We start from the raw sequence: 15,966 nt of genomic DNA, 5'->3' as shown, positions 1-15,966 counted from the left end.
CGAAATCCGGGCCTGCAAGTCATTGGAAAAAAACGGTAAGATTTTTGTCGCGCCGCCTAACGACGGAAGCGATTTCAAGGAGCTGTTCAAGCAGATGGCCGCTGCAGGAGCCGGTCGGCCCTTGGGTGATGATGGTTTTCCGCAAGGCCCCTGGACGCCGGAACTGCTGGCGGATGCCATTTCGAAGATCGACTCCAATCGTAGCGGGGTGGATCTCCGCACGGTCCAGCTCTGGTTTCAGGAGAATGACAAGGGCATCAGCACCACCAACATCCGCTGGCTCGCACGCATCTTTGGTTGCGGCGACAAGGAGGCGACGAATGATTGGATGAAGGAGCTTAGTGCAGCTCAAGCCCGCCTGACTGCCAAGCGACGGGATACCAGAAAGACTGGCGGCGCAGCTACTTCGCGAGTGCCGGACATGCCGGCGCCAGCCGCAAACCAAATTCCGCTAACGCCGGTCGTCTCGGTGGATCTTGAACCCATGTCGACGGAGCGGCCATCTGGTTTGGCGATCAGGACCGAGACGATTTTCTCTCACGGATCACACTTGAATCTGCCGTCTTCGGTCTTTGCCGGTTCGTCCGCTCTTGGGTTCCTGTCCTATATCCTTGGGATCCACACCATCACCTATATGCGCGAGGACGGTATCGAAAAACAGGTCGGCTTTCTGTGGGCGCCAAACTGGACCTTCCTCTTCATGGTGCTGCTGCCGCTGTTCTTCGCCATAGTCATCGAGCTTCTGGTTTTCTGGAAACATGATGCACGTCCAAGGTTTCTGGCACATGCCGATCGACCTCAAAGCGGGGATGCCTGGATTCAAAACCTGCAGGCGAACTCCCATACCTATTGGGCGGTTTTCCTGATCTGCATCTTGTTTGCCGGCCTGGCTCAATGGATTGGGGTGCAGCTGATCCCGCTGTTAGAACAGGCGCAGGATTTTGCCCCGAGTTGGGGGACGATTGGCATCATACGGCCTGACATAATCTCGACCCCGGCAGCCATCGTCTTCACCGCCCTCGCCTACCTCTATATGTCCGTCACCTTCTACCTGCTCTTTGCGGGCCTGATCATTCTGCATACGATCATCCATGATCTTTGGAAGCTCGATAGCCAAGCGACGCTTCGGACTGATCAGGCATCAGGGCCGGGGGTCAGTGAGGCCGCTCTGAGGATCATGCGGGGGGTGTTTCGATGCACAGTTCTCGTCGTCCTGGCCGCCATCTGCATGAAAGCGCAGAGCGCCTATCTCGCTTCACAAGGCCCCGACATCATAACGTGGATCGTTCGCGATGTGTGGGCTGCCCTCACCAACTACGACGACGGCGATCATATCTTCGGGTATCGAATGCCAACCCACTACAGCAGCCTCCTCGTCGCAATATCGACCTGCAGCGTCTTCCTGTATGGAGCGATCCGGCTGGGCAGTGACAGACGTCTGCGAGCGCCCTTGTGGAAGATGTCTTCCGCGATCGGACTGCTCCTGATCTCGTATCTGACGATCGATGCCTTTGACGGCTTCTCGGTTTTGCTGATTGTCGCCGCATTGATCGCTACATACGGGCTATTTGATCCAGAGTTTGGATTCGGCTGGCGAGCCGGCGGTATGGAAGGCGACAGCCATGTTTCATAGCTGGCTCGATCGCTGGGACGAGGGCCGCGCCCAACGCGGCGAAGAGGCCAAGGAGACCACGGACCTCATTCTGGACGCCGATCGTGCATTCCCCGGCATGGGAGCGGCTGAAACGCTAGAGGAGTTCTGCGTACTCGCGGAAACGGCCGCCGCTGATCCGGGTTTCTTTGATCCGCCTGATTCAAGCGACCAAACCTTTGAGCTGCGGGATGGCTGGCTGAAATTCCCTTCGGACATCTCAACGGATGTCGCGGAAAACAACATCGTGTGGGCCAGGATCACGGAGAGCGGAAAACGCGATCAGGCGGTGGTGATCTTCCATCACTGGAACGCCGAAAGTCGGAACCGGCAGATTGCCGGGTTCCTCTCCTGGCAAGGGATCACGGTTATCGAGATCGCCATGCCTTACCACTTGGAGCGCAAGCGCCCGGGCTCGCTCTATGCCGATTACATGCTCAGCGCCAATCTCGGCCGAACGGTGCAGGCCGTCAGACAGGCTGTATGGGACGGGCGCAAGCTTATCCGCTGGCTGAAGCGCGAGGGGTATCGGGATGTTTCTGTCCTCGGGATGAGTCTTGGGTCCTGGATAGCCGGACTGGTCGCGGCGCATGAGACCGCCGTTTCTCGGGCGTCACTCTTCCTCACGGCAGGAAGCCTTGCCGAAATGGTATGGACCGGGCGCGCAACCCGTTCGATCCGGAAGAGTCTCGAGCCGCATCTTGCGCTTGCCCAGCTTCAACGAGCGTGGGCACCACTCGATCTTGAAAACCATGCAGACAGGCTGGCGCGGCCAAGCCTCGAAATTCATGTCATCCTAGCATCGAGGGACACGGTTGTTTTACCGGACCTGTCAGAACGCCTGCTGAAGCGGCTGCAGAATGCCGGAGCCAGAGTGAGCGTGCTGCGGCTGAATTGCGGGCACTACTCGCTTGGGCGGCCACCCTACATCTTGGGAGCCGGATGGAGCCTGAAGCGGTTTCTGATGCGCAAGCGCGAGGCCGCCCAGGCTTAGGAGCGCTTGAGGGCCGCATCGAGCGGCACCCAACCGCAATGAGGGGAGTCCCCTTCGGCCCCTCCCCTCAAACTCCCCTTCCCCCTCACGACGGAGGCGCCCCGCAAGCGGGACGGTTCACTGAGGCTTGTTGTCGTTTCCGGCTAGGAGCGTCGACGTGAGCTCAACCACCGCTGCAGCATCACGGCGATGGAGATCCGACCTGGCGGCCGGATTACGATTTGCCGGTTGAAGGCAAAGACGACGGCCGGGGCTACGAAGGCCGCGTTTTCAGGCCGCTCCTTAGTGGCTGTACGTAATCTAATGCTGCGCACGATACGTCAGGCCCCGCCTTGGCGTGCAACCCTAAAGGGTTCTCCTCTCCGCTTCGCTCCGTTGCGATCGCTGCGCGATGCACTCGGCGGTTCCAGCCGTATTCGAGCTTCGCGATTACGCACAACCACTAAGGAGGAACCTCTGATGAAAACGCTCGTAACCTTCTGCCAGAGAACCGGCCGTCGCCTTCGCCAGTTCATCAACCGGCAAATCGCGAAGCTGTCCCACAAGGGCCAACTTCGGTTCTCCATCGCCGTGATGCTTCCGCTCATCGCCAAGGTCGAGTTCAGCTATCAAGTCGAGCTCAACAGCAAAGCCGGAAACGACAACAAGCCTCAGTGAAGTACGGCCGCACCCTGCCCTGCAGGGTGCGGCCTATCCGTCGTGATCCCGAACCCCCGGCCTTGCACGCGCCCGCAGGAAGCATATTTGCTGGAACATGACCGACTTTCCAAAAGCGCCACCCGAAAAGGACGAAAGCCGCTACATCGCCTGTCAGATGGCGGTGGAGACTGTTTTGCAGGACCTGGTAGAGGATGCCATGCGCCGAGGTTGGGAGGAGACGGAAGTCCTCTCCGCCATTACAGAGGTTGCGGACAACCTCATGCTGGCGGCAGATGCCAATCGGGATCTCGACCTGCTCATCGCTGCTCTACGCAAGAACATGCCTCCGCCCAATCTTGCCGGTTAGGCGTCTCCAACATCGAGCGAATATACTGCCGCTGCGTCTTCAGGGTCGCGAAGTCCCTTGAACGAGGCGTGTCGCAGTTTCCCGTCGGACGTCCATCCCCGGAAGTCGATTTCAGCGATCAGGCCTGGATCTGTCGCGATGCGGGTCTTCTCTTTGAAGCGGATCACCGGCTTGTTCGTTTTCAGCTTGTCGAGCTGCTTTCGCAACGCTCGCGCTTGCTGATGTTTAAAGCCAGTTCCGACACTTCCGACATAGACGTACTCACCTCCTCTGAGAGCCCCGAGAAGGAGGCTTCCAAAGCCATCTGGCATAGCTGACGACAGTTCGTAGCCGAGGATGGCAAAGCTTTCGCGCTGGACGCACTTGATCTTAATCCAGTCACCAGTCTTGCCCGGTCTGTAGGGGCGATCACGATGCTTGCCGATGATGCCTTCCAGGGCCAGCGCGCAAGCGTGTTCGACCAGCCTTTCGGGATCCTCGTTGATTTCCTCTGACAAGCGGATCGCGCCTCTGGCCTCATCAAGCAGATCCTCAAGGATGTGCCGCCGTGCAGCAAATTCCAGCTTACGCAGATCATGCCCGTCGAGGTACATGAGATCGAACGCGAACATGAGCGCGGTTCCAGCCGGCTGCTTTCCGGTCCGGCCCCCAAGCGAGCCCTGCAGCAGCCCGAAGTCTGATCGCCCCATATCGTCGAGCACGACGGCTTCACCATCGAGGATGAATGTCGCCGGACCAAGAGCGGCCGCTGCTGACGCAATGGCCGGGAATCTCGCCGTCCAGTCAAAGCCGCCGCGTGTCAGGATCCTCACCTTGGATAGCTCCCGGTGAACAGCAATGCGGTAGCCGTCCCACTTGATATCGTAGGACCATTCAGGCCCCTTCGGCGGGCGGTTCTTCAAGACGGCTAGGCAAGGTTCGACGCGATCCGGCATGGGATCGAACAGGAGGCGCGGCTGTTCAGGGTCGCGAGGTCTCAGGCGTCCGCTTCGCAGCGGCGCCTTATCTTCCGTCAGGAGCGGTTTCGGCGGCTTTCGCGGTCCTTTTACCATTCCGCCATTTCAGCAGAGACAGCTTAACAACCCGCTTAGGAAGCCTCTGGACCTCCGTCCGCTTGCTCCATAGGGTTTCGGTGCCCGGAAACGACGTAGGACAGGCACTGGTGGATCAGGCAACCGCCCAAGAGCTGCTGAAGCTCATTCACAGTATCGCAGATCCTTGCGAGGATATCATCGCCAAGGCTGGCGATCTCGCCGGCGATCCGTCCCAACCGCCAGAGATCCAACAAGCCTCTGCTGACCTGGCTGCGACTGTTGAACAGCTGTTTCAGATCGCCCACTACATCATGAACGCAACGCCCAGGCTGTAGAAGCAAGGAACGGTTTTGCCGGGGGAAGTCGGTCCCGGCTTCCGCTTCGCGGCGCTATGCTAAGCCTCCTGCGGCTTCCCTTCTTCCGTCAAAACCGTGTCGAGAATTCCCGCTTTCCCGCCCCTGAAGGAGGGGCGGCGCTATGCTGAAAGCTCCGATGTTCTTCATTGTCCTTCTCGGATCTCGGACTGGCGCCGATCGATCCGAGCCGAGCGGCTAACCGCCGCTATCGACACGTTGAATCAAGCTGAAATGGAGAGCTGCCCGAGGAGCGGAGCGCTCATCACTCGGAGCGCAGCGGGCAGATCCATCGTTTTCTAACCTGGATCAGAAGACGGAGAACCGGCGTCGCCGGTTCGCATCCGCAAGGAGCGGCCTGGATCGGCCGCCCATCGACCCTACCCTGTTCCGCTCTTACGATAGGTCGCCGATCGCGCCAATGGGCAAGCGCGCAAGCGCTGTCGCTCGTCAGGAAAAACGGCTTTCGCCGTCAAGCCGGCAAACCTTCCGTTTTTCCTTCCTCCCGCCCCATGACCCGATCCGCGTCCTAACGGGAGCGGGCTGCGCCCTCCCCCTTCGTTCCGCCGGATGTGGGGGCACATCCTTCGAAAACGAAGGCAGAGGCTTCGCCCACTAGCGGGGCTTGCTCCCAAGGGAAACGGGAAAAACTGGAGCAAGAGACCATGAGCGACATCATCGCGATAGCATTGAACAAGCTGGACGCTGACCCGAAGAACGTCCGGAAGACTTACACCAAGGAGAGCATCGAGAGCCTGTCGGCCTCGATCCTCGCCAATGGCGTCATCCAAAACCTTGTGGTGCGCAAGGCATCCAAGGGGAGATACCTCGTAACCGCTGGCGGTCGCCGCCTTGCAGCCCTCAATCTTCTGGCCGAACGGGGCGAGATCACGGCTGACTACGCTGTGAATGTCATTGTCCGGGAGGCGGGTGACGCCACGGAATTAAGCCTGACCGAGAACGTGATGCGGGAGGCGATGCACCCCGCCGACCAGTTCGAGGCATTCAGAGCGTTGTTCGATGAGGGCAAGTCAATCAAGGACATCGCCGCCCGGTTCGGGACAACCGAAATCATCGTTAACCGCCGTCTTGCGCTGGCGAAGGTTTCCCCTGTCTTGTTCGCGGCGTTCCGCGCCGAGGATATGACCTTTGAGCAGCTTGCCGCCTTCACCATCACCGACGATCACGCTCGACAGGAAGAGGTGTGGAATGCCCTCCCCTCATGGGATCGCAGCGCCAACACAATCAAGCGCCGTCTCGCCGTGGATGAAGTCCCCGCAAGCGACAAGCGGCTCGCGCTGATCGGCGGGTTAGAGGTTTATGAGGCGGCTGGCGGTCCAGTGCGCCGCGACCTGTTTGCCGAGCAGGGAGGAGGCTTTGCATGCGATAGCGGCTTGCTTGAAAAGCTGGTTGCCGAGAAGTTGGAGGTCGAGGCGGAAGCTGTGAAGGCCGAAGGCTGGAAATGGGTCGAGTGGTGCGCTCAGCAGCCGGATAACATCTATCAGATGGCCCGGGTTTACCCGCAGCGCGTGGACCTCAGCGACGAGGATCAAGCCAAGCTTGACGCACTGACTGAGCGTTATGACGAACTGGCGGCGCAGATCGATGCGGATCAGGAGGATGAAGGTGCAGAGGCCGCCTTGTCCGCCGTCGAGCAGGAAATCGCCGTCCTGCAGAAGCGCGAAGAAGCCTATCGCAGCGAAGACCTCGCCATGGCAGGGGCAATCGTCACAATCGACCATTGGGGCAAATTGTCGGTGCTGAGAGGCCTTGTCCGCGACGAGGACAAGAAGAAGGCCGAGGCAACGGAAGGGAAGCAAGGCGGGGCGACCGAGGAGGCTGACGGCGCTTCGAAATCTACGGGGCTGACCCATTCAGCCGCATTGATTGAAGACCTGACCGCTCAGAAGACGGCGGCACTTCGTGTCGAGCTGGCGAACAATCCCGACATTGCGCTTGTGGCGGTCGTCCACGCGATGTTGCTCAAAGTGCAGTATCGCACGGCATGGGGCATTCCCGGCCACCAGAGCGCGCTTGAAATCTCTGTCACTCATGAAGTGCTGGACGGTTCGATGAAGCGTCCCGCCGAGAACAAGGCCCTTGAGGCGTGGGGAAGCCTCGAGGAAAATTATGGGCACCGGCTTCCCGGCGATCCTGCTGACCTTTGGGAATGGCTGATGGATCAATCTCAAAGCGAGTTGTTGCAGCTTCTGGCCTATGCCGCCGCCCATTCCGTCAATGCGGTTGAGAAGAAGTTCAGCAGTCGCAGCCAAGCGCTGGCACATGCCGACCAGATGGGCCGCGCATTGAACGTGGACATGCGTGACTGGTTTGAGACTACGGCGGAAAGCTATTTCAGCCACGTCAACAGGCCGACCATTCAAGCCGTTGTTGCCGAGGTGCGCGGCGAGGATTTCGCCGCTGGTGTCGGCAACATGAAGAAGGGCGAGGCTGCGGAGTATGCCGCCAAGTCCATCAAGGACAGCGGTTGGCTTCCGCCTCACGTTCGGATCGCGTCTGACCCCGACGCAGAGGGTGAGGCTGAAACCTCAGAGGACAAGAACGAACACTCGTTCCCGATGGCAGCGGAATAATCCCGCCGCTGCTTTCCGCCGGTCACGTCCTCCAGCGTGACCGGCTCCCCTATTCCAGAGGATAAGCCATGCTTGATTCCGTACCTGATCCGACCCTTGCCGCCGAAAGCTGCTGCCAGCTAATCAACGCCTACCTGAACGATCCGGAGCATGTTGATTGGGATGACGTGCAAAAGGCACTCGATACAGCGCTAAAGGCCTTCGATCTACCACCGACCTACATTGAGGAGGCTATTCAGCGCGGCTGATTTTGCTGCAAGATCGCACCTTAGCGCCCGCCTTGGCATCGAGCCAATGCGGGCGCTTTCGCAGGTGCCTGGGAGGCAGAAACGTATCGGGGGACGGCACATCAGGCCGCTTGTTGAGAGGAGGCCCGCGCCCCCTCCTCTCAAACTCTCCTCCCCACCCGGTTGAATTTCCCCAACAATAACGGGGGGTAAATCCTACTCTGGAAACGTTCCAGATTTCAGCGTGAAGAGAGGGAAGACGCGGAAAGGCGCGCTAACAAATTAAAATGTAAGCACTATTTCAGATCTCGGCTGAACCGGCGCAGCAGCGCGAAATGTGTCAACTTGCATCAATTCGGTATCTCAGGCTACAAATCGTAACGAGCGGAACCGTAACCGATTCCGACTCACACATTCTAACAGCTTTTTGGAGATCACACCCGGCCCAGAAAAGAAAAACCGCTCCCGAAGAATCCGGAAGCGGTCTGCAGTTCGGTAATAATAAGCCAAAACCGTTCTCGCAGACCTCCCCTCCGATGTCAATAATCAGAACACCTTTTCGGTGAACGGCGGAGCTTTGTCTGGCCTCTGAGGAGACGGACGATGGGGGAACCCACACAACACAAGCGGCCGACAGGTCGCAGAATGACGAAGGAGCGAGCCGAATTCCGGCGACTGGCACAGTCAACGGAAATCGGAACGGTGACGCGCGGGCAGCTTGCGGTACTTGCAAAAAACCTGATGACAATCGGGATGATTACGACCGCAGAATATGCGTTGCTGGAAGCAATCATCACGACCGCCAAGGCAGACGCCTTCGACAAAGGAGGACGGCCGATCGTCTACAAGTCGAACCGACAGCTCGGCTATGACATCAACAAGTCGCCAGGGCGCGTAAGCCGGATTCTCTCCCGATTGTACGACCTCGGCCTTGTCACCATGCAGGACAGTGCGAATTTCAAGCGCTACCCGATCCGTGACGGCGAAGGAGATATTGCCGACGCCTGCGGCATTGATCTGCGTGTCCTGATCGCTCGGCACCATGAACTTGATCAGTTGGTGCGCCAGAAGCGGGAAGAGATTCGAGTTCGAGACGGCGCGGCGCGTCGCTTCCGGGACGCTCTGCGTGGTGCTAGATATGCTCTGGCGTCCTCAACCGATCGAGGGGAAGTCATCCTTGGGCGGATCGGGTCCCGTGTTGAGAAGATCGCGGCCCTCATCGGATCAGCCAGGCACGCACCGGCCCACGTCCTCCGGAAGGCAACAATGCTTTTGGAGTGGCTTGCCGACCGATTGCGTAACGTGAATCGGACCCCGCAAGCTTCTGACATAGATGCAAATATGACATGCACGGATGTCGAAAACGACATGCACATACAAATTACAACCCCGAAGCCTTTTGAACCTCGTAATGATGAACGGCGTTCGGCTAACGCCGAACAAGTGAGTTCGCTAGGGGCTGGCTCCGCCAGCAAGAGGGCTTTTGAAGAAAGCCTGGGGAGCCGTTCGCGCCAAAGCAATAGGCAACTGCAAGTGCGGCCTTCACTTGTGGCGCTGGAAGATGTGTGGCGGGCTACGCCAAGCCTTGCCGAATATGGCTACCAGCCCCCGCGTAGTTGGGCGGACCTGGACCGGATCGCTCCCAAGCTTTGCCGCATCGCCGGCGTGTCCGAGGATGCGCGCCAGCGGGCCGTGGAACGAATGGGCCAGCAGGCGGCTGCGGTTGCGATCGCTCTCACCTTTGAGAAATACACGCGCGCCGAAATCAGCTCGCCGGGCGGGTATTTGCGGGCCATGACAGACCGAGCCGCGAGCGGAGAGCTTCATCTGAACCGCTCGGTATTTGGGTTGGCAGCCCGCAATTCTATGGAGGCGCGCGCTTGATGAATATTTGCTTGGTGGGAGCCGCGCTGGCTGCGCTTCTGTTCACTGCTTCCGCTGCGTCGGCCGATTTTTCAGGCCGGGCGCGGGTGATTGATGGAGACACCTTCAGCATCCGCCAGCAGAGGATCCGCATTGCGGCTATCGACGCATGTGTGCGCGATCAGACCGGCTTCAAGAATGGCGCGATATGGAGGTGCGGAGTCGAGGCACGACGGTTCCTCGCCAGCATGATCGATGGAAAGCATGTTCGCTGTGTCGAAATTGATCGGGACCAGTACCGACGCCTTGTCGGCCAGTGCTTCATCGAGCGCTCGGACATCGGCCTTGAAATGGTGAAGGCGGGCCAAGCCAGCCTCTTGTTGCGCTATCTGCCAAGATCCCACCCGATCGACCTGAGCCAGTACCGCCGCGCCGAGACTCGTGCCCGACAGCTCGGCCAAGGCTTGTGGGGCGCTGAGATTGAATCGCCCTCCTCCTATCGTCGCAGCCATACCGGCAACTGAAGTACTGGCGGCGTTGATATGGGTGACAGTTGGCGAGATCTCACGTGGTGGCGCAACTCTCGGTCAACCCAGCCTCTTGTTCCAGGTTGTTGGTTCGGTTGCATTCAGCACAATCCCGCACGCTACCAGTGCCGATGTCCCATTTGTCGAGGTGACGTATTGCTGCAAGCGCTCAGGCCCCACACCTCCAAAGTGGTTGCTCTTGATGCCCGTTCGCACGGCGACGCGGTTAGCGCAAAGCTATCTGTCTCCAAATTTTCCCCGCCTTCGGCTTCCTCGCGAAACAAAATTTTCCGCCGCCCAGCCTCCTTCGCTGCGCTCCGGCCTACGGTGCGCACCGCTTTTCGCCGTGCCTTATGAACGATCATCGCAACCACCATATAGGAGTGATTAACATGAGCATGACCAACTTCATCCAGTTCGACAAAGACGACATCGACAACGCCAAGGGAACTGGCCTCGTCTCCACCATCGACCGGGACCTGGACATCAAGGTTACACCGTTCGACTCCACAAACGAAAAGGCTCCGACGCATCGCGTCTATGCCAAGTCACCTCGCGGCCACGACATCGAAGTTGGCGGCATCTGGAAGAAGACCAACGGAGAAGGGAAGTCGTACTACACCCTCTCAATCAAGCGCCTCGGCTTCAACGCCAACTTGGGCCGCTATCCCGGCCAAGATGACCTGGCGCTGCAGGCCATCATCGAATGGGAACCCCGCGATTGATCGCTTTGGGAGGCCCGATCTCTGATCGGGCTCCCACCATAAAAGAGCCGATTGCCCCGCATTCGCTGGATATTCGGCTCTTTTTGTGCTAAGTTGAACACTAACTGGAGGCTCTGCCAATGAACGTTCATGCTCCCCGCCCCGATCGCTCTCCGGAAGCTGTTGCTGCACGACAGAAAGCCGTCGATCAGGCTCGTGCCGCCAATATGCGGCAGGGTTACACTGGCGATCCGGTTTTGGAAGAAGCAAACGGCCGTTACGTTGCGGGAGACATTACTTCCGAGGAAATGCGCCAAGAGCTGCTGGCCCGCTTCAAGCGGGCCTGATCATCACCTAGACATTTCTCGCGGCCGCCTGTGATCTCAGGCGGCTTTTTTGCATGAGGTTTCGCTTGGCCCGCGATGATGAAGCCAAAGGCTCCTACACCTATCCAAACACTTCAGAGGATAAGGACTTCAGGGATGTTCTGAAGAACAAGCTGGATATCAGGAGCCATTCGGCGCTGCGTGAGGCTGAATACGCTTTTACTGCTTTGAGGCAAACAGAGCTGGCTGAGGGAAAAGGCCCGACCGGTAATCACGACGCAGCGCATCTGAAGGCTCTACACGGCTACATCTTTCAAGATGTCTATGAATGGGCAGGTCATACGCGAAATGAAAGTCCTGTCGTCGATGGGCAGCGGGTAGAGCCTGTAGGAGGGCTTTCGAAGGGCGGCACGACGTTTCTGCACGGATCGCGGATAGAAATGGGTCTCAACGAGGCGCTGAGGCCTGCTAGAGACGTTCAGGGCCTTAAAGCCGCTACACCTGAGCAGTTTGCCGAGAAGGTTGCCCACGTCCTTTCTGAGCTGAATTACGTTCACGCTTTTCGAGAAGGCAATGGAAGGGCAAACGAGGCGCTGGTGGTCTCATTGGGCCGCACCTACGGACATGACATCGACCTTACCGTCATCACTAAGCCTCGCATGATCGAGGCATCCATTGAGACCACCAATGATCCGTCCAGTCCGGCGATGAAGCACCTCATCCAGGATGCGATGGATCCTAACCGCCGCGAGGCAATCCGCAGTGCCATGTCAGATCTTGAGCAGGCTGGCGAGAAACCCTTTGAGCACAATATCCGCACGGCTCGCCCGGGCGAAGTGATCGAAGGGCAGGTTCTCGGGTATGACAATCGCGTGGCGAGTCTCGTGACCGACAGGGGGATTGTGGCCGTTGACCGCGCTGACCTTCCCGAGCGGACGCCTCCTGACGACGAGGAGGTGAAGTTCGCCGCTGGATCTGATTTCAAGACTTTGGGGCGGCCGGAACAGGTCCAAGATGCCCAATCGCAGCCAGGTCAGCAAAAGGCCCAAGAGCCTCAGTCGCAGCACATCAACGCCGATCTTAAGGCTATCGAAGCGCAGCAGCTTGCCGATCGCCAGCGAAACCGCGACCAAGACGACCGAGAGCGCTGACCTGCGGCCCGGTCGCTGCAGTGAGGGCCTGTGTCATTGGCCGGGGTGCCGGAGCTCTGCGCCTTCCCCTGTCCGTTGGATGATTTGACGGACAAACTACGATAGCCCCTCCCCCATCCAACCGCTTGCGCGGTCCTACACTCCGTTGCGGCCCTACGGGTGCATGGGGTCGTTTCGCTATCTTCGGATCTTTGCCGTCAACCAACGAACAGGAGACGGCGATGCAGAGCGTAAAGGACACCTACCAGCGGATCACCGACACCATCATTCAGCAGCTCGAGGCCGGCACCAAGCCTTGGATCCGGCCATGGCGCGGAAACAGCCGCAGGTCGGCTACGCCGCTCCGCGCCTCCGGCGAAGCCTATCGCGGCATCAACGTGGTCATGCTGTGGCTCTCCGGGCAACTCGCCGGCTACGACGAAAACACATGGATGACTTACCGGCAGGCTCAGGAGCTCGGTGCTCAGGTCCGCAAGGGCGAACAAGGAACCCTCGTCGTCAAGTACGGCACCTTCACGCCGAAGGAGCAGGATGCGGACGATCGTGCAATCCCCTATCTCAAGGGCTACACCGTCTTCAACGTCGAGCAGATCGACAACCTGCCTAACCGCTTCAAGAGCCCGGCCGAGGCGGCGCCGATCGAGCCGGTTCCGGTCATCGACCATGTCGAAACCTTCATTCGGGCCACAGGCGCAAAGATAGCCTATGGCGGAAAGCAAGCCTGCTATCGGCCTGGCCCCGATGACATCCAGATGCCGGAGCGCGGTCGGTTCCTCAGCGAGGTTCATCTTTACAGCACGGTTTTTCATGAGCTCGGGCACTGGAGCGGCGCAAAATCACGCCTTGATCGTGACCTTAGCGGGCGGTTTGGGAGCGAGACCTACGCAATGGAGGAGCTTATTGCCGAAATCTCAGCCGCGTTCGTCTGCGCCGATCTTGGCATTGAGCATGATCCGCGAGACAACACCGCGACCTACGTTGAAAACTGGCTCAAGGTGCTGAAGCAGGATTCACGTGCAGTCATCACTGCCGCCGCGAAGGCTCAGGCAGTTGCTGACTATCTCCGACAGTTCAGCTCTTCCACAGGGTCGGGGCCCTAGCAAAAAATGTCGGGCCTCATGCGCATCGACCCAAAACTTTACAACTGTAAAGTCGGGCATCCTTGATGCGTTAACTTCTTGTTAACGAAAAACCCCTTGAAGAATCGGAGTCAGTCTGGCATCCCTGACGGAAATGATCTCGTAAAGTGGTCAGAACCGTCAAGAGGATTGAATGCTGCAGCCAGCTTCTCAGAGCGTCAGAGACACTGCGTCGAAGATCGAGGTCTACACCTCGAAACTCTCCGCGGAGCTGAACGATATGCGTGAAGCTGTCTATCCACCCTCTGCGCAAAAAACATTTGGCCGGACATTCTCAACCCTTGACCTAGTGAGGCTACTCAAGGTTCCGGAAAGTACTCTTCGCCAGTTGACGCTGGAAGGGAAGGGGCCTTTGCCCGAGCGCGCAGAAAACAATAGGCGAACGTACACGATAGAGCAGGTCAAGGAACTGAGGCGATTCTTGGCCGAACTTCGTCCTGACGAAGCTGGCGAGCTGCTTCCGCATCGTCGCAAAGGGGAAAAGCTTCAGGTAATTGCTACGGCGAATTTTAAAGGTGGTAGTTCCAAGACAACCACTTCTATCCATCTCGCACATTTTCTAGGGCTTCAGGGTTATCGGGTCTTGTGTCTGGATCTTGATCCGCAAGCATCGATGACTGCGCTATTTGGTATTCAGCCCGAGTTCGATCTCGGCGAGAACCAGACAGCCTATGCAGCCATTCGATATGACAATGAGAGGCGGCCGCTCGCTGAAGTGATCCGGCCAACCTATTTCCCAGGTGTAGATCTAGTTCCTGGCAATCTGGAGCTAATGGACTTTGAGTTTGATACCCCGTCCTATCTGACCTCGAAAACCAGAGATGACCTGGGTTTGTTTTTCGAGCGGTTAAGCAGTGCCCTGGCCCGCGTGGATGATCGATACGATATCGTTATCATCGACACCCCACCGTCCCTTGGATACTCGACACTCGCTGCTCTTTATGCAGCCACGTCCTTAGTTATTACCGTTCACCCGGCGATGCTCGACGTTGCATCGTGCAATCAGTTCCTGATCATGATCTCCGATCTATCGGAGGTGCTGGGGCAGTTTGGAGCTAAATTTGAGCATGACTTTTTCCGCTTCCTGCTCACGCGCGTGAACCCGAATGACGGGCCGCAGAAGTACATGTCCGGAGTCATGCGCCGATTGTTTGGTGATGATGTACTCGTTGCGGAGGCGCTCGAATCCACGGCAATCGCCGGTGCAGCGGTAGCGAAGAAGACCCTATACGAGCTTGAGTCGGGTGAGGTCGGTCGTGAAGCGTTGAAGCGCGCAATTGAGAGCGCTGACCGAGTTAACTCCGAGATCCTCGACCTCGTTCACCAAGTTTGGGGACGTAGCACATGAAGAAAAGCATCCTTCAGCGAATGGCGGCCGCCGAAAGCCGGACGGAATCTCCTGTGGTGTCGGACGCGTCCGACAAGCCCTCGCTGGCGCGGCGGCACTCTTCACCTGTCATTTCCAATGTGGGTCGGGCACTGACACAGCTCACAGAAGATAGTGTCATTTCACTCGATCCTGACCGTATCGACCGCTCCCCCTATAGAGATCGCTTTGACAACGACGAGGACGCGGCCAAAGAGCTCGAGGCGCTTAAGATTTCAATCGCAAGTGAAGGCCAAAAAATTCCAGTTCTTGTTCGGCCGCATCCGACGAAAGCGGATCATTACCAGCTTGCCTACGGTTACCGTCGTTGGGCAGCGATCAAGGCCATAATGGCAGAATCGGATCGCCCGGAGACCATAAAGATTCGAGCCTATGTTCGAGAACTTTCCGATCGGCAGTTGATTGAAGAGCAATCGCTCGAGAATGGTGTTCGGGAAAACCTGACCTGGATTGAGCAGGCAATGTGGGCCGTACAGCTGAAAAGTGCTGGCCTTTCTCATCGCGCCATGTGCCCAATCTTGGGAGCTTCAGAAGCGGCAATATCGCATCTTTTTCGAGTGACGGAGGCGGTTCCCGAAGACATCATTCTTGCGATCGGAAGAGCAAAGGGAGTTGGTCGACCGAAATGGACCGCATTTGCCGAGTTGCTGAAAGATCCGAGCGGCGCAGCACGTGTTCGTAAAATAATCGACACGGTCGAGTTTCGAGGCGCTGACAGCTCCAGCCGTATTACCCAAGCGATACGAGCTGCAAGTTCGGCGGCCGACAAAGTGACTACGGAGCCAGCTGAAGAGATTGTTGACTTCGCCGTGGGTGACCGAGTTTTTGGCCGCATGAAGAGTAATTCGGCTGGAACTACGGTCTCAATCCCGAAGCAGGAACGCGCTTTCGCGCGCTGGCTCGCGGACCGAATGCCTGATCTTCTAAGCGAATACAACAATCGTTCAGATCCAACTCACCAAGAGGTGTGATCGAGACACTCGTTAATTGGTCAAGAGGAGAGACCGCGA

At 58.1% G+C, this 15,966-nt stretch carries 16 protein-coding genes; 15 read left to right on the top strand and 1 reads right to left on the bottom strand.

The features are described 5' to 3' along the window. The first annotated feature begins 22 nt into the window (after positions 1 to 22). From P7F60_RS28060 to P7F60_RS28045, 4 genes are all read left to right on the top strand, one after another. Positions 23 to 1,633: a hypothetical protein gene (locus P7F60_RS28060; protein WP_037094726.1), complete on the top strand. Its 1,611-nt coding sequence runs from the start codon at positions 23 to 25 to the stop codon at positions 1,631 to 1,633. Next, positions 1,623 to 2,645, top strand: coding sequence for a dienelactone hydrolase-related enzyme (locus P7F60_RS28055; RefSeq protein WP_037094723.1), 1,023 nt, complete (start codon positions 1,623 to 1,625; stop codon positions 2,643 to 2,645). Before P7F60_RS28060 ends, P7F60_RS28055 begins: the two co-directional genes overlap by 11 nt. A 459-nt stretch (positions 2,646 to 3,104) precedes the next feature. Next, positions 3,105 to 3,302, top strand: a complete 198-nt coding sequence (locus tag P7F60_RS28050) for a hypothetical protein (RefSeq protein WP_037094721.1) — start codon at positions 3,105 to 3,107, stop codon at positions 3,300 to 3,302. A 97-nt stretch (positions 3,303 to 3,399) separates the two neighbouring features. Continuing rightward, a complete protein-coding gene (locus P7F60_RS28045; protein ID WP_037094717.1) occupies positions 3,400 to 3,651 on the top strand; it encodes a hypothetical protein in 252 nt (83 codons plus the stop codon). On the opposite strand, the gene ligD is transcribed toward P7F60_RS28045, so the two are convergent. Then, on the bottom strand, positions 3,648 to 4,703 hold the full coding sequence (gene ligD, locus P7F60_RS28040; RefSeq protein WP_277920882.1) for a non-homologous end-joining DNA ligase: 1,056 nt from the start codon (positions 4,701 to 4,703) through the stop codon (positions 3,648 to 3,650). The two genes, P7F60_RS28045 and ligD, sit on opposite strands and share 4 nt — an antisense overlap. 110 nt (positions 4,704 to 4,813) lie before the next feature. On the opposite strand from ligD, the gene P7F60_RS28035 reads away from it, so the two are divergent. The 11 genes from P7F60_RS28035 (at position 4,814) to repB (ending at position 15,927) form a co-directional block, all read left to right on the top strand. Beyond that, entirely contained in the window at positions 4,814 to 5,020 is a 207-nt protein-coding gene (locus P7F60_RS28035; protein WP_037094711.1) for a hypothetical protein, read from the top strand. A gap of 683 nt (positions 5,021 to 5,703) precedes the next feature. Next, positions 5,704 to 7,632, top strand: coding sequence for a ParB/RepB/Spo0J family partition protein (locus P7F60_RS28030; protein ID WP_037093573.1), 1,929 nt, complete (start codon positions 5,704 to 5,706; stop codon positions 7,630 to 7,632). Positions 7,633 to 7,700: 68 nt separating this feature from the next. Further along, on the top strand, positions 7,701 to 7,880 hold the full coding sequence (locus P7F60_RS28025; RefSeq protein ID WP_037093574.1) for a hypothetical protein: 180 nt from the start codon (positions 7,701 to 7,703) through the stop codon (positions 7,878 to 7,880). 582 nt (positions 7,881 to 8,462) lie between these two features. After that, positions 8,463 to 9,743: a plasmid replication protein RepC gene (gene repC, locus P7F60_RS28020; RefSeq protein WP_277920881.1), complete on the top strand. Its 1,281-nt coding sequence runs from the start codon at positions 8,463 to 8,465 to the stop codon at positions 9,741 to 9,743. Beyond that, positions 9,743 to 10,246 (top strand): thermonuclease family protein, encoded by a 504-nt coding sequence (locus P7F60_RS28015; protein WP_235775164.1) that lies wholly within the window; start codon positions 9,743 to 9,745, stop codon positions 10,244 to 10,246. The genes repC and P7F60_RS28015 overlap by 1 nt, the downstream gene beginning before the upstream one ends. Before the next feature lie 395 nt (positions 10,247 to 10,641). Continuing rightward, a complete protein-coding gene (locus P7F60_RS28010) occupies positions 10,642 to 10,974 on the top strand; it encodes a DUF736 family protein (protein ID WP_277920880.1) in 333 nt (110 codons plus the stop codon). Positions 10,975 to 11,093: 119 nt separating this feature from the next. Further along, the gene (locus tag P7F60_RS28005) at positions 11,094 to 11,300 is read left to right on the top strand and encodes an antitoxin VbhA family protein (RefSeq protein ID WP_037093580.1); all 207 of its coding nucleotides are present in this window, start codon (positions 11,094 to 11,096) and stop codon (positions 11,298 to 11,300) included. 65 nt (positions 11,301 to 11,365) lie between these two features. Continuing rightward, the gene (locus P7F60_RS28000; protein WP_235775165.1) at positions 11,366 to 12,430 is read left to right on the top strand and encodes a Fic family protein; all 1,065 of its coding nucleotides are present in this window, start codon (positions 11,366 to 11,368) and stop codon (positions 12,428 to 12,430) included. A gap of 221 nt (positions 12,431 to 12,651) precedes the next feature. Next, positions 12,652 to 13,530: a zincin-like metallopeptidase domain-containing protein gene (locus tag P7F60_RS27995; RefSeq protein ID WP_277920879.1), complete on the top strand. Its 879-nt coding sequence runs from the start codon at positions 12,652 to 12,654 to the stop codon at positions 13,528 to 13,530. A gap of 172 nt (positions 13,531 to 13,702) precedes the next feature. Beyond that, positions 13,703 to 14,917: a plasmid partitioning protein RepA gene (repA, locus tag P7F60_RS27990; protein ID WP_037094805.1), complete on the top strand. Its 1,215-nt coding sequence runs from the start codon at positions 13,703 to 13,705 to the stop codon at positions 14,915 to 14,917. Further along, positions 14,914 to 15,927, top strand: coding sequence for a plasmid partitioning protein RepB (repB, locus tag P7F60_RS27985; RefSeq protein ID WP_037094802.1), 1,014 nt, complete (start codon positions 14,914 to 14,916; stop codon positions 15,925 to 15,927). The genes repA and repB overlap by 4 nt, the downstream gene beginning before the upstream one ends. The last annotated feature ends 39 nt before the right edge of the window (positions 15,928 to 15,966 follow it).

The organism is Rhizobium sp. YJ-22 (assembly GCF_029601685.1).
In the GTDB taxonomy this organism is placed as follows: Bacteria; Pseudomonadota; Alphaproteobacteria; order Rhizobiales; family Rhizobiaceae; genus Metarhizobium.
Note: the sequence above shows the minus strand (reverse complement) of the source record. Positions and strands in the feature narration are given on the sequence as shown.

What these genes read in the sequence shown, in the direction of transcription:
- P7F60_RS28010 (WP_277920880.1), top strand. Translation starts at nt 10,642, where the DNA reads ATGAGCATGACCAACTTCATCCAGTTCGACAAAGACGACATCGACAAC.
- P7F60_RS28050 (WP_037094721.1), top strand. Translation starts at nt 3,105, where the DNA reads ATGAAAACGCTCGTAACCTTCTGCCAGAGAACCGGCCGTCGCCTTCGC.
- P7F60_RS28025 (WP_037093574.1), top strand. Translation starts at nt 7,701, where the DNA reads ATGCTTGATTCCGTACCTGATCCGACCCTTGCCGCCGAAAGCTGCTGC.
- P7F60_RS28045 (WP_037094717.1), top strand. Translation starts at nt 3,400, where the DNA reads ATGACCGACTTTCCAAAAGCGCCACCCGAAAAGGACGAAAGCCGCTAC.
- repA (WP_037094805.1), top strand. Translation starts at nt 13,703, where the DNA reads ATGCTGCAGCCAGCTTCTCAGAGCGTCAGAGACACTGCGTCGAAGATC.
- ligD (WP_277920882.1), bottom strand. Translation starts at nt 4,703, where the DNA reads ATGGTAAAAGGACCGCGAAAGCCGCCGAAACCGCTCCTGACGGAAGAT.
- P7F60_RS27995 (WP_277920879.1), top strand. Translation starts at nt 12,652, where the DNA reads ATGCAGAGCGTAAAGGACACCTACCAGCGGATCACCGACACCATCATT.
- repC (WP_277920881.1), top strand. Translation starts at nt 8,463, where the DNA reads ATGGGGGAACCCACACAACACAAGCGGCCGACAGGTCGCAGAATGACG.
- P7F60_RS28015 (WP_235775164.1), top strand. Translation starts at nt 9,743, where the DNA reads ATGAATATTTGCTTGGTGGGAGCCGCGCTGGCTGCGCTTCTGTTCACT.
- P7F60_RS28055 (WP_037094723.1), top strand. Translation starts at nt 1,623, where the DNA reads ATGTTTCATAGCTGGCTCGATCGCTGGGACGAGGGCCGCGCCCAACGC.
- P7F60_RS28030 (WP_037093573.1), top strand. Translation starts at nt 5,704, where the DNA reads ATGAGCGACATCATCGCGATAGCATTGAACAAGCTGGACGCTGACCCG.
- repB (WP_037094802.1), top strand. Translation starts at nt 14,914, where the DNA reads ATGAAGAAAAGCATCCTTCAGCGAATGGCGGCCGCCGAAAGCCGGACG.
- P7F60_RS28005 (WP_037093580.1), top strand. Translation starts at nt 11,094, where the DNA reads ATGAACGTTCATGCTCCCCGCCCCGATCGCTCTCCGGAAGCTGTTGCT.